Below are 13283 nucleotides of genomic sequence, written 5' to 3'. Positions count from 1 at the left end.
GCCTGCCCACACTTTCGTGCTCCCGGTGCCTCTGTCCCGGATGGTCGCACCATACGCCACGATCTTGAAAGCCGCAGCCGAACATCAGCACCGAGAATCTTATACCGGTTACCAACGCGATCGAGTCGACGTTTGCCACCGTCCGGCTCCGCCAGCGCGTCACCAAGGGACCCGGCTCACGCGCCGCCGACATCGCGATGGCCTTCAAGCTCATCGAGTCCGTCCAGGTCCGGTGGCGGGCGGTCAACGCACCCCACCTCGTCGCGCTGGTCCGAGCCGGCGCGAAGTTCGAGAAGGGCGTCCTGGTCGAATGCCCCGACCACGAATCAGGGGGTGACGCTCGCCCAGCGAGACCCACCTATCCTTCGTACGGCCGGGATGGTCAGCCGTGTCAACGGTGCGGCGCTCTGATCGTGCCGGAGCCGCATTGAGTATAAAGTGTAGGCTCCAATTTAGATACAGAGAGCATCTATAAATGCTCTTCCGACGTGTCTTTCAGGTCGGAGCCGATCGCTCCGACTTCCCCGGCTACTGCACAAGGGAAATTACAGTGACAGAGACGATCACGTCCGTCGCGGCGGGCATGGACCCGGACGCCCTGGCGCGATTGGACCGGGCCGTCCAAGACGACATCGATGCGGGCCTGAACTATGGCAGCATCGCTGCTCGTGGCCCGCGGAGGGAAGGTGGTCCACCGGGCCAACCTGGGGACCGTCTCGCCCGGCCGACCGGCGGCACCCGGCGACCGGTACCTGCTGATGTCGATGACCAAGGCCTTCACCGCTGTCGTGGTCCACCGCTGGATCGAACAAGGGCGGTTCGGGTTGGAGACCCGCGTCGACGATGTCTTGCCCGGGTTCGGGGTCAAGGGCAAGGAGAACGCGACCATCCGCCAGCTGCTGTGCCACACCAGCGGGCTGCCGACAGCCCCCGTGCCGCCGCCTCTTCCCATGACCGCGGGCGGGGATCTCCCTCGCAAGACAAAGGCCATCAAGGCACTCAGGGCCGGTGTACGAGCCGGGTACCCGCGCCGTCTACACCTCGGCACGGGATACGACGCACTCGGGCAGATCCTCGTCGAGAACGACCCCAGCACCGCTCCTACCAGCGGATCATGCGCGAGGAACTGTTCGAGCCGCTCGGGATGACATCGACGAGCATCGGCCTTCCCCTCAAGGATCCCAGGCGCGTTCCTTCACGCCCGCGAACCAGGGTCCGACCACCTCCATCATGATGAAGATGTTCAGCGCCTTCGACGAGCGTGCGGAAGTGCCGTCGGGCAACGCCTTCGCGGAGATCGACGACATCCTGCTCTTCACCGAGGCGCTGATCGGGCGGCACCCGAACGCGGCACCGATCATCGCACCGGAGACGTTTGGGATGGCACGACAGAACCAGACGGGCGACATGCCGCTGGAGTCGGTCACTGCCGCCGAACGGTACAAGATCTTGCTCCAGATTCTTCGCACGGCGCCTCCCTCTGAACTTGCCGCTGCACGTAAGGCCGCAGGCGAGGGCCAAGGGCGCACGGACGGCCCAGTCTTCCCCGCGAACTTCACGCTCCTCGGGAGCTACGTGCGCGGCGAGGGGGACTTCCTCAGCCCGGCGGGTCGCACCGCGTCCCCGACTACGATCGCCGCCGTGGGGGGAGCATCGACCAGCTTCGTGGTCGATACCGAGCGCGACCTGACGCTGATCTTCCTCTCCGCAGGATTCGTCGAGGGCTCGCAAAAACTGGAGCGCCTCGAGCGTTTCGCGGACCTCGCGATCGGAGCCATCCGATAGGACCGCGTTAGTGGGCACTGAGGATCACCTCAACCCACCACCCCACGGGGCTCTGCCTGCTGGACTCACTTCAGTTCCTGCCTGCGCCGTACGAGGCCTTTCACGATGAGGCCTGACGTTGGTCGAGATATGACGCGTGATGTGCGCCTGAGGGTTCGGAATAAATAACGACGCACTACACGCTCTTGACTATTGCCCGCAGTAAAGCGGGCGAGCACATCCGAGGTCTCGGAGCGGTTCTCGTCGCGGCATTCGAGCAAGGGGCAGGTCTCTTCGGCGGCCTGTTGACTCTTGTCGAGCATGACCTCAGATTCAACCGTTCTCAGGTGGCACCCTCTATTCACTGTTTTTTGGCTAGTGGAGGCCTTCATCGTTCTTCGCTCCTCCGGGCCCAGGACTCGATGCGTCGCTCTCATGTTGTCACCCGTTCCAGAGCCGACAAGAACATCAGGCATTCGTAGAAACCAATTATTGTTCGCCGCCCGGTGGGCTAAAGGCGGCACGAAAGCAGTCGATGCCAGTCGCTAGAGCGGGTCTCGACCAGATTGAATCGTTTGGGATTTCCACAGGCTGGTTCTGATTGAAGCTGTCTGCCGGCGAAGGAGGCCGGTGGGCATGGCGATATCCATTTCGGCCGATCTTCGTAAGCGCCTAGTCGCCGCTGTTGAAGGCGGTATGTCGCGTCGAGCGGCAGCGGCGCACTTTCGAGTCGGCGCGTCGAGCGCGATCCGCTGGGGTGGCGCAGGCGCGAAGGACGGGCAAGGTAACGGCGAAGCCGCAGGGCGGGGATCGGCGTTCGCGGGCGATTGAAGCTCAGGCCAACCCTATCCTCGCGCTGATTGCGGCCAGGCCTGACAGCACACTGAAGGAACTGAAGGCGGTGCTCGCCGCCGATGAACATGTCTTCAGCGTCTCCGCCTTGTCGCGCTTCTTCCAGCGCCAAAAAACAACCGCGCACGCTGCCGAGCAGGAACGGCCGGACGTCGTGAAGAAGCGGGAGGATTGGGCCGGCGGCCAGCTCGCCTTCGACCCCGACAGGCTCATCTTCATCGACGAGACATCGGCGTCGACAAAATGGCGCGTACCCCGCGGGCGCACGCCTCGTGGCGAGCGGCTACGCGCTTCCATCCCGCACGGCCATTGGAAGACCACGACCTTTGTCGCCGGGCTGCGCCTGTCGGGCATGGTCGCGCCGATGGTTCTCGATGGGCCGATCAACGGAGCTGTGTTCCAGGCCTATGCTGATCACGTTCTCGTTCCGGACTTGCAGCAGGGCGATATTGTCGTCATGGACAATCTGGGCAGCCACAAAGGCGCCAGCGTCCGCGCGGCGATCGAGGCTGCCGGTGCAAAGCTCCACTATCTTCCGCCCTACAGTCCCGACTTCAATCCGATCGAGAACGCCTTCTCAAAGCTGAAAGCGCTGCTGCCGCCGAGCGTACCGTCGAAGGCCTGTGGGCTGCCATCGGACGTTGCCTCGACCGCTCTACGCCGCGCGAATGCGCCAACTACTTCGGAGCCGCCGGATACAAGCCAACTTGATCGGGAACTGCTCTAGAAGCTTGCGCGACGAGTTGGCCGCACGCCGCATCAAGGCTGTCATCCGGCCGAATCCGCGCCGCAAGCATCCGCATCGCTGCGATAGGGCCTACAGAGACCGCAATGTCATGGAGCGATGACCCGCCGTCTCGCAGACGTCCGACAGATCGCAACCTGATACGACAGGCGCGCAGAATCTTCCTGTTCGCAATCTTCTTGGCAGCAGGAGGTGCAAAACGGGTGCTACTGCTATTAGCTCGGATAGCCTCCTGCGCCTGGTCCGACGCGGTCACCATCAGCCGGCTGGCCCACTCAGGGTTAGCGGCATTGATTATTGACCCTAGCCACGCGGTCTGCGATTCGCCAGCATCGTCTGTAATGTAACGCCTCGGATCGTGATCCTGTTGCTGGACGAGGAGCCCTGCAGTCGCCCGGGGACGGCTCGCTGCGCATCACTCAATCGCGATCCTCGCCAGCGACCGGCGCGGAGGCTAGGGCGATGCCGAGGCAAAAGGCCCCGCCGCACACGGTTCAGGTCGCAGATCGCTGGCATTTGATGGAGAACGCCAGCTGGGCATTCCTCGAAGGACCAGGAGTTCTGCCCAGCTCTGCGCGACTTTCCGCACGCCGATCTGAAGCCGATCAGTTCCTTCTTGCTTTCCCGCGTCGCGCCAATCAGCACTAGCCGTGCTCTTCCCTGCGGGCCTGTAGAAGAAGCTATCTGCGCGCGTGCGCCCGACGTGCCTGCAAATCGCACATCTCTTAGGGACGCTCGGTCACATGGCGTATCGCTCTCTTTGAGAGGTTCTGTGGTATTCGGCATCCGCCTCGATACGCTGCCCATCTCAAGCAGTCATCACCTACTTTACTGCATAGCTCTGCTCGAAAGTACTATATAAGACGAACGTCTCAATCTGGAAAGCGGTTTCGGGGTCTGCTGGAAGGCGTAGCTAGTGCGCTCGCACGGATGCGCGTTCTCTGCCACGCCCGAAAGATCTCATGACTACGACGTAGAAGACCGGCACAAAGAACACAGCAAGGACGGTTGCTGAGATCATCCCACCGAATACGCCGGTCCCAATTGCGCGCTGGGTTTCGGCGCCGGCGCCACGGGCAAGCATCAGCGGGACCACACCGAGTGCAAAGGCCACCGAGGTCATCAGAATCGGCCGCAATCGACGTCCGGCTGCTTCGACGGCGGCCTTCATTGGGCAATGCCCCTGAATGCGAAGATGCTGGGCGAATTCAATGATGAGAATCGCGTTCTTGGCTGAAAGTCCGGTAATGGTTATTAGACCGATTTTGAAAAAGACGTCATTCTCGAGCCCACGAAGATGGACTGCAAGAACAGAACCGATGATTCCAAGCGGTACGACAAGCATCACCGAGAACGGTATTGACCAACTCTCGTAAAGCGCAGCTAGCACCAGAAAGATGGCCAGCATGGAGAGAGCAAGCAGGAAGGGAGCCTGCGAGGCGGATTGCTTTTCCTGCAGCGACTGCCCGGTCCATTCAACCGCGAAACCTGCGGGCAATTGTGACGCTAGTCCTTCCATCTCCAGCATCGCGTCGCCGCTGGATATCCCGCGTGCAGGCCTGCCTGCAATGCGTGCAGCCGGATAGCCGTTATAACGCACGAACTGGAGAGGGCTAGTTTCCCAGATTGGCGTGACGAGCTCTGATAGGGACACCATGGCGCCTGCATTGTTGCTGACATACAGCCTAAGCACATCGTCAACCTGCATTCGGGTCGCCGCCTCGGCTTGCACGATCACCTGTTGCATGCGTCCAGCATTTGGAAAATCATTGACATAAGTTGAACCGATGGCAGCCGTGAGGGTATCACTGACCGCGATGAACGATACACCCAGCGCTTCAACCTTCTGTCGATCGATCTTCAGCTTGACGTTCGGCGCGCTCGGCAGGCCTTCAACATGGACGTTTCCCACGAGTTTGCTTTGAGCCGCAAGCTGCAACAGCTGGGCTTGTGCTGTCATCAATGCAGCAATGCCGCGATTGGCTCTATCCTCTAGACGCAAGGAAAACTCTGAAGTGGTCCCTAGTGATTCGATGGCAGGCGGCTTCAAACTCATGATCAGCCCTTCCGGTGCGCTGACCATGGCTGCCGTTGCGCTGGCAATCTCGTCGTCGATCGTCCCGCTCCGTTCGCTCCAATCCTTGAGTGTCGTGAACGAGGTCGCGGTGTTCGGCCCAGAGCCGGAAAATCCGTAACCGATTAGCGAGAGGTTGCGCGCAATGTCTGGGCGTGACCCCACATGTTGATCATATCGATTCACAATTTCGATAGTGCGCCCTGCCGTTGCGTCGGCGGGCAGGACGAAGGTCGTCAAAAAATTACCCTGATCCTCTTCGGGTACAAACGATGTCGGCAAACGCATGTACGCAGCTGCGAGAACAAGGCCAATCACGGCATAGAGCACCGTCATCCGGCCGGTCCTCGTGACCATTTTAGCAACCCATCCGACATAGGTGTTGGTCAACCGGTAAAGGGCACGACTGAACCAGCCGAAGAAGCCCCGCTTTTCACGATGGCCGTCCTCGATTGGACTAAGTACCGTTGCGCATAGTACTGGCGTCAATGTGAGGGCAAGAACAGCTGAAAAGAGGATCGAGACCGTCATCGATAATGAAAACTGCCGATAAATGTCGCCGACCGACCCGCTCGTGAGCCCCATCGGAACGAACACTGCTGACAGAGCGAGCGTGATACCGATGACTGCACCTGTGATCTGGTTCATGGCTTTCTGCGTAGCAGCTTTGGGCGTCAGCCTCTCGGTGGCCATGATGCGTTCTACATTCTCCACTACAACGATAGCGTCATCGACAATGATACCGATTGCTAATACCATACCGAACATCGTGAACACGTTGATCGAAAAGCCAGCCATCCACATCACCGCGAGGGTGCCTAATAGTGAGATCGGGACGGTGATGGCCGGGACCAGTGTGTATCGGACATCCTGGAGAAACAGCAACATGACTAGGAAAACGAGGATCATCGCCTCGAATAGGGTCTGAACAACATTCTTGATCGAGATCTTCACGAAAGGTGCGGTCTCGAAAGCTGTGGCGTAAGTCATTTCTTTCGGCATGGCCGGCGCGAGCTCGGCGAGACGGGCCTGGACGGCGGCGGTCGTCCGGATTGTATTTGCGCCCGGCGTCAATTGAATCCCGGCAGCCGTCGCCGGCTTGCCGTTCTCGCGGATTGCAAAAGTGTAAGTTTGTGCACCCAGCTCCACGCGCGCGACATCGGCCAGCACGAGCTTTGAGCCGTCCGGCTCTGAACGGAGCAATATGGCCGCAAATTCTTCTGGCGTCTGCAATTGTCCTTGAACTGTGAGTGGGATGCTCACCTTCTGCCCGAGCACGGTTGGTTCCGAACCGACGCGTCCCGGGGCAATCTGCGCGTTCTGAGCCCGAATTGCTCCTATGATATCAGTTAATGATAGCGAATAGGAGACGAGCTTGGTTGGGTCAACCCAAACGCGCATTGCGCGTTCCGAGCCAAAAGCCTGCACGCGACCGACGCCTTCAACACGCTTTATTTCAGGAGCAAGGATCCGCAACAGGTAGTCGCCAAGGGCGAGTTCGTCACATTGGCCATTGTTGCAACTGAGCGTCACAATCATGATAAAGCCGGTGGCAGCCGATTCCACAGTAACGCCGATTCTGCGCACTGGCTCAGGAAGACGCGCTTCGACACTCTTCAAGCGGTTCTGGACGTCCACCTTCGCCATTTCGAGATCGGTGCCGGGCTTAAACGTTGCGGTGATGCTCGCCTCACCCGACGTATCGGCGGTTGATTCGAAATAGAGCAGGTTCTTGACGCTCGACAGCTCCCTTTCAATCAGACTGAGAACGCTGTCGTTGATGGCCTGAGGTGTGGCCCCTGTATGCATTGCATAGATGCTGACTGTCGGCGGGGCGATGTTTGGAGCGCGCGAGACTGGCAGTTGCGGGATTGCAAAGACCCCCAGGAGAATGACAAATGCAGCGATTACCCATGCGAAGACGGGCCGCTCGATAAAGAACTCAGGCATAGCTCTCCTCTCAATGCTCGGCCTGCACGGCGGCGTGCTTGAATGGCTGCGAGTGCACCGTGGCCCCATCCTGCACGCGCTCCTGCCCCTGCACCACGACAACATCGCCGGCTTTCAACCCCGAAGTAACAATGTAACGGCCATCCACAACCTCACCTACATTGATGGGGCGTCGGGTCGCTAGCTTGTTCTGCTCGACGATGATAAGTTGCGCTCGGCCCATCAAATCCCGGATGACGGCTTCCTGCGGCACGAGCAAGGCGCTATGCCGCACCACCCGGGGTAAGCGGGCGCGGACATACATTCCTGGAAGCAAGAAGCGCCCCAAATTCTGCATCTCGACGCGCACGGTGACATTGCCCGTGCCGGGATCGACGTTGACGTCCGCGAACAGCGCCCGCCCGGTGACTGGATAGGGCTTTCCGCTGGTGGCGATAATCTCAACGGGCACCTTAGACAGACAATCAAGCTGCTTAGATTGAACAGACTCGCGGATCGCCTCGATCTGCACAGAAGGTCGGCGAATATCAACGTAGACCCGGTCGATCTGCTGGACGATCGCAAGAGCCTTGGCTCCGTTAGCCGAGACAAGTGCGCCCTCGGTAACGAGCGCCGGGCCGATCTGCCCAGAGATCGGGGCCCTTATTATTGTGAAAGCCAAATCGAGCTTGCGGCGCTGGAGTATAGCCCGTGCCTCGGCAACATTCGCCTTCGCCTGAGCAAGATTGGCGATCGCATCATCATATGCATCCCGGCTGATCGCATTACTCGTCACCAGCTGTCTTGCACGGTCGAACTTACTTTCAAAGCGCATCAGACTGGATTCAGCTCGCTGAAGCACTGCGGCCGCGCTGTCGACCTCCGCTTTGAATGGATCAGGGTTGATCTGAAACAGCCCTTGCCCCGCCTGGACTTCCGAGCCTTCGTCGAACAGGCGCTTTTCAATGATCCCGCCGACCTGAGGCCTAATCTCGGCGGTTCGGTAAGCAGCCACGCGTCCCGGCAGTTCGTCAGCGAGCGTCACCGCCTCCGGCTTCACCGTCAGCACCGTGACGAAGGGCAGACTTACTTCTGGTGGTGCGGCCGGCGTGTCGCTGGACTGTTCGCCACTGCATCCAGCGACCAGCAGAGCCGTCGGCACAACTAACCACAAGCCAGCCCTATCGAGACCGCGCGCCATTATCCTGGATCCAAAGCTATGCGGGTGAAATGAACATTGGTTCGTTATTGCCTCGCTCATGTCGTGCTTGGCCAAATTGTATGGAGTGAAGACAGCTCTGCGCGAACGGCGGGGGGGTAAATGAAGAGCTTCTGTGAGCCTCATTTTCAGAATTCGATAGGAAGAGCGGAATCACCGTATGCTCCACTGAGCTTAGCGGTGAAATCAGGGTACTCGATTATGCGCATGCGCCCCCTCCACCTTTGTATGTAACGCAGCGATCCTAGATGAATGTGGCCGCCCGTGCGCATCTCTGCGTTTACCATGATCCGCTCCTAAAGAGTTTATGCTGTGACGCACGTGATGCGGACCGCCGTGCACGTGTCGTGCCAAAGGAGACACTCATTTGGCACGAAAGGATGACCTCGACGTCGCTACGTCTGACAGACGGATTGTCCAACTTCTGACAAGGAGAGCAACTTTCTACCGGCCCGTCCACGAGCGACAACGGCTGCGTAAGGGACGAAGCTCACAAGAGCGTAGTGCAAGATCGTGTGTCGGGATGGAGATTTCGACCCTACCTGCATCACCATCGGCGGATGGCGCGTCGATAATACGATCGAGAAGATTGCCTGCTGTCATCGGCAGAGGATCGCCGCTTCCATCCGGATTGCGCGCGGAAACAACCGCCACCGCTAAGAACTATTCCTTGTAAGATCCTAATTCGGATTGTCGCCGCCTTCGTGGCGTTGAAGAAGGCCGGCGATGCCGGTGACGGCAAGAAGGCACGTCGCGGCGAGCAGAAGACCAAAGGCGTGTTGATCAGCTCGACCAGCACGATGCGCAACGCTTTCCGCGAGAAGAACAGCTGGTTCGAGCGCCGACAATTCAGTCGGGCTGCGGCGATCGCCGGCCGCCGAGGATCGGGGCCATTAAAGGCGGGCGGCCAGGTTGGGCCGTTCAGAAGAAGCGAAAGGCACCTACCGAGCTGGTGACCCGCCTGATCGACGGCTGCGTCTAAGTTGCTAGCGACTGGAAACGCGTTTCACGCGCGTTCCTGATCGGCAGCTGGCTCAACATGCTTCAACGCGAATGCGTCCTCGCGGGCTATTACGCTATACGTTCCATACGCCAGGCTGGCGCGAAGGGCTGAAGGTCGTCTGGTTCGCAGCCGAAGCTTCAAAGAGGGCGAAACATAGCGATCGCGCCTAAGAAGCGGGACCCGTGGCACACAGCGTTCCCAATGCCGTAATTTAGCTCGTCCGATCTGGCTCGGAAAGGGGAGATGCGGAGCGTGCCGTACGTGGTCCGCTGTTCGAGCCGCGACTGCCAGCGGTTAGCATTCCAGACGGCGTACCGACAACGTACGCGCGGCACGTCACATTCCTGCGGCCGCAAGCCCTTGCGGTGCTTGCGGCCCATCAGGCTCGCGCTTGTCGGTCTCTGAGCCTAGCAGATCGCACGCTATGCGATCTCGATCATCGCCGATACGAAGGCAACCGGCATCACTCCAAAACTTGGTAGGTTGAATTCTGTGGATCTGAGACGTTTAATGACGCTATCGGGCGACTTGCGCTGTGACGCCGGTAACTGGCTGAGATCAACTTGCCGCAACGGCGAGAGGACTTTAGCGGCCCGCTCATCTGTTCGAGCGAGTCTAAGAGGATGGGCCATACAATGTTTCGTGTGTTCTCTCTGCTTGGCTTAACCGTTGCTGCTATGACAAGTTCGAGCGCCCAGGGCGCCGACGCCAATCCAGTTTATGTTGACCAAGGCCCGGATTGGACCGGCTGTCCCTGGCATGAAAATCCAGTCGCATTGTTAACATACGTTCCGGTGAAATTCCTCGTCGATGCATCGAGTGTTTGGATCGAGAGAAGAGAGCCTCGCTACTTTACCCATGCAGAGGGGACTGGCAACTGCGCGTGAGCAGGCATCGACGTAACGGCAAAGAGCAGGAGCACAATCAAACGTGTCGTGGTATTCCCCTAGGCACAGGCAACTGCGCAGACACTGCCGGGGATGCGCTCTCATAACGACGCACATTTCGCTCCCGCAGCCTCCACTAAGAGTTCTCGCGTTGTCGTTTCGGCGGATTTGTTCAGAGGCCGACTTGCCGACGGCGTCATCATTCTCGTTCGGCGTTGATTACCGCCTCTTGAACATGCTCAAAGAGCTAATGACGCAGCAGGTCATAGCGTCTTGGTATTCGAGCAATGCCTTTTTATCTTGTTCGCTCAAAGTCGTCCCGAACTCGTGGCCGCATCGGCTGTTTCCAGAATTGATGTCGTTGCAATCCGTGACGGATAGTGCCTCACTTGGAGGCTCCTGCGTGGCAGCAAGACCAACGTTTTTCGCGGCAACAACGGCTCAATCCGCCGCCATTCCGCGTAGCTGAGCCAGTCCTCACCGCGCTTGATCCAGCGCAACCTTGGATGCGTCCGGCCATGCTATGTTGCTTCGAAATGTCGAATTGCAATCGAGGCACGTCATGAAGGCGTATTTCATCGGAGCTGGCATCGGATCGCTCGCGGGCGCGGCATTCCTCGTTCGCGACGCGCAGGCGCCGGGGCGCGATATCGTGATCTACGAGCCACAGCCGCTGGTCGGCGGCAGCCTCGACGGCGCGCTGCTTGCGAACGGCGCCTATTCGCTGCGCGGCGGGCGCATGATCACCACCGATCACTACGAATGCACCTGGGACCTGCTGTCGAGCATTCCGTCGCTCGAACATCCCGGCCTCAGCGTGCGCGAGGAGACGATCGCGTTCAATTTGGAGACGCCCGCGCATTCGCAGGCGCGACTGGTCGACCGCAACCGCTTTAAGGTCGATGTGACGCATATGGGCTTCTCGGCGCGCGACCGGCTCGAGCTGCTGCGGCTCGCCGAGGCATCAGAGGAGACGCTCGGCAACAGCCGCATCACCGACTGGCTGTCGCCCGGATTCTTCGAATCGAATTTCTGGTACATGTGGCAGACCACCTTCGCCTTCCAGCCCTGGCATAGCGCCCTCGAGCTGAAGCGCTATCTGCACCGCTTCATGAACGAGTTCCCGCGGATCGAGACCCTCGCCGGCGTCAAGCGCACGGTCTACAATCAGTATGATGCGATCGTGCGGCCGCTCGCCGACTGGCTGAAGCAGCAGGGCGTGCAGTTCGTGCGCGGCACGGCTGTCACCGACATGATGCTTGAGGACGACGGCGGGCGCATGCGCGTCCGCCAGCTCATGCTCGATCGCGACGGCCGCGCCGCCAATGTCCGCCTCGAGGACGACGACCTCGTGTTCTTCCAGAACGGCTCAATGACGGACGCCTCGAGCCTCGGCACCATGCCGGATCCGGCGCCGCAACTGACCAAGAAGGATAGCAAGGGCTGGGCGCTGTGGGAGAGGATCGCGAAGGGACGTCCCGAATTCGGCAATCCGTTTGCGTTCAACACCTCAATCCCCGAATCCTACTGGCTGTCGTTCACCGTTACCTGCAGAGATCCCCGCTTCTTCGACAAGATGGAGGCGTTCTCCGGCAACAGGGCCGGCACCGGCGGGCTCGTCACGTTCAGGGATTCGAGCTGGCTGATGTCGGTGGTGCTGTATCATCAGCCGCATTTCGCTGGGCAGCCGAAGGACGTGCAGGTGTTCTGGGGCTATGCGCTGCACCCCGATCGCGTCGGCAATTTCGTGGCCAAGCCAATGTCCGATTGCGGCGGCGCAGAGATCCTGAAGGAGCTCTGCGGTCACCTCAACTTCGACGCGAGCGTGTTCGAGGATGCGATCTGCATTCCCTGCCGCATGCCCTACATCACCAGCATGTTCATGCCGCGCAATCTGGCCGACCGGCCGTTGCCGGTGCCGAAGAATTCGATCAACCTCGCCTTCGTCAGCCAATTCGTCGAGATCCCCCATGACGTCGTCTTCACTGTCGAATATTCGGTGCGCGCGGCGCAGATGGCGGTCTATCAGTTGATGAAGGTCGATCGCCCGGTGCCGCCGGTGACCCGTCACGACAAGTCGCTCGCGGTGATCTTCGCGACGCTGAAGAAGGCTTTCGGGTGACGCATTCCCGGGACGGCGTCGCGATCGCGCGACTGCAAGCGGCAGTCTGACGTGAAAGACGGCGCCCCTGACGGGACGTTTTCGGCCCCGATGCGGCCGCCATGCGCTTCGACGATGGTATGCGCGATGGAGAGGCCTATGCCCATGCATAGGACGCCGTGGCCTGCGTCGGTGATAGAGATAAGGGCGAGGTCGCCCTCGGCGAGACTGGTTCGCCGAGCAGGACCATGTCGCCACGCGAGTGTCTGCGGGCGGGCTCCGTGACCAGGCAAGGGTCACGCGGTGATCTACAGCGAGAGCCTCATCTCGCCCGTCCGGCGAGATCGGGGGCGCCCTTGACCACATCCGCCGTGACGGTCAGCGAACCGCTGAAGTCATCGGCCGGCTGCGGGCCTTCCTAAAGCGAGACACGACCTAACGGCGCGAGCGCGCCCCAATGCCACGGTCTGCGAGCTGTTTCGATTCCTGTCCGTGCAGGCCCTGCTCAACGATGTCGAACTGCGCTCTGCTTAGAGCTAATACCATTCAAGCGCCCCCCGCTGAGAAGCTTCAATCACAGTCTAATCCCAGATGGAATCCTTTATTGAGTACAGACCCTAGCATTACAGTTGCATTTTGTTGATGGTTCTGAATCCATGGGCGACCATGATTCGGGATATGATGATTGGTGGCGCGTCAGTTGAAGATA

The 13283-nt window shown here is 59.9% G+C and carries 8 protein-coding genes and 2 pseudogenes; 7 read left to right on the top strand and 3 right to left on the bottom strand.

Annotated features, from left to right (window positions below; translation table 11 throughout):
- Positions 1-214: hypothetical protein (locus GGD62_RS41370; protein ID WP_246800546.1), on the bottom strand; the 214-nt coding region annotated here is incomplete at its 3' end.
- On the opposite strand from GGD62_RS41370, the pseudogene GGD62_RS41365 reads away from it, so the two are divergent.
- The 5 genes and pseudogenes from GGD62_RS41365 to GGD62_RS40030 all read left to right on the top strand — a co-directional run.
- Positions 111-431, top strand: a pseudogene (locus GGD62_RS41365) (hypothetical protein); the annotation flags it as partial. The gene GGD62_RS41370 and the pseudogene GGD62_RS41365 overlap by 104 nt on opposite strands.
- 219 nt (positions 432-650) lie before the next feature.
- Positions 651-1148: a serine hydrolase gene (locus GGD62_RS40045; RefSeq protein WP_183714716.1), complete on the top strand. Its 498-nt coding sequence runs from the start codon at positions 651-653 to the stop codon at positions 1146-1148.
- The gene (locus GGD62_RS42065; RefSeq protein WP_183714714.1) at positions 1115-1234 is read left to right on the top strand and encodes a hypothetical protein; all 120 of its coding nucleotides are present in this window, start codon (positions 1115-1117) and stop codon (positions 1232-1234) included. The genes GGD62_RS40045 and GGD62_RS42065 overlap by 34 nt, the downstream gene beginning before the upstream one ends.
- Complete coding sequence (locus tag GGD62_RS40035) at positions 1231-1785, top strand: hypothetical protein (RefSeq protein WP_183714710.1); 555 nt, start codon at positions 1231-1233, stop codon at positions 1783-1785. Before GGD62_RS42065 ends, GGD62_RS40035 begins: the two co-directional genes overlap by 4 nt.
- 615 nt (positions 1786-2400) lie before the next feature.
- A pseudogene (locus GGD62_RS40030) lies at positions 2401-3327 on the top strand (IS630 family transposase).
- A 947-nt stretch (positions 3328-4274) separates the two neighbouring features.
- Here the strand turns inward: GGD62_RS40030 and GGD62_RS40025 are convergent.
- Both GGD62_RS40025 and GGD62_RS40020 read right to left on the bottom strand, forming a co-directional pair.
- Positions 4275-7385 (bottom strand): multidrug efflux RND transporter permease subunit, encoded by a 3111-nt coding sequence (locus GGD62_RS40025; RefSeq protein WP_183714707.1) that lies wholly within the window; start codon positions 7383-7385, stop codon positions 4275-4277.
- Positions 7386-7395: 10 nt separating this feature from the next.
- Positions 7396-8565, bottom strand: coding sequence for an efflux RND transporter periplasmic adaptor subunit (locus tag GGD62_RS40020; RefSeq protein ID WP_183714704.1), 1170 nt, complete (start codon positions 8563-8565; stop codon positions 7396-7398).
- A gap of 722 nt (positions 8566-9287) precedes the next feature.
- Here GGD62_RS40020 and GGD62_RS40015 point away from each other — a divergent pair.
- Both GGD62_RS40015 and GGD62_RS40010 read left to right on the top strand, forming a co-directional pair.
- On the top strand, positions 9288-9539 hold the full coding sequence (locus GGD62_RS40015; protein ID WP_183714701.1) for a hypothetical protein: 252 nt from the start codon (positions 9288-9290) through the stop codon (positions 9537-9539).
- A 1457-nt stretch (positions 9540-10996) separates the two neighbouring features.
- Complete coding sequence (locus tag GGD62_RS40010; protein WP_183714698.1) at positions 10997-12595, top strand: oleate hydratase; 1599 nt, start codon at positions 10997-10999, stop codon at positions 12593-12595.
- The last annotated feature ends 688 nt before the right edge of the window (positions 12596-13283 follow it).

Source organism: Bradyrhizobium sp. ERR14 (assembly GCF_014198235.1).
In the GTDB taxonomy this organism is placed as follows: Bacteria; Pseudomonadota; Alphaproteobacteria; order Rhizobiales; family Xanthobacteraceae; genus Bradyrhizobium.
Note: the sequence above shows the minus strand (reverse complement) of the source record. Positions and strands in the feature narration are given on the sequence as shown.

Excerpts from the sequence above, each read along its gene's own strand:
- GGD62_RS42065 (WP_183714714.1), top strand. The coding sequence starts at position 1,115 with ATGCGCGAGGAACTGTTCGAGCCGCTCGGGATGACATCGACGAGCATC.
- GGD62_RS40025 (WP_183714707.1), bottom strand. The coding sequence starts at position 7,385 with ATGCCTGAGTTCTTTATCGAGCGGCCCGTCTTCGCATGGGTAATCGCT.
- GGD62_RS40020 (WP_183714704.1), bottom strand. The coding sequence starts at position 8,565 with ATGGCGCGCGGTCTCGATAGGGCTGGCTTGTGGTTAGTTGTGCCGACG.
- GGD62_RS40010 (WP_183714698.1), top strand. The coding sequence starts at position 10,997 with ATGTTGCTTCGAAATGTCGAATTGCAATCGAGGCACGTCATGAAGGCG.
- GGD62_RS40045 (WP_183714716.1), top strand. The coding sequence starts at position 651 with ATGGCAGCATCGCTGCTCGTGGCCCGCGGAGGGAAGGTGGTCCACCGG.
- GGD62_RS40035 (WP_183714710.1), top strand. The coding sequence starts at position 1,231 with ATGATGAAGATGTTCAGCGCCTTCGACGAGCGTGCGGAAGTGCCGTCG.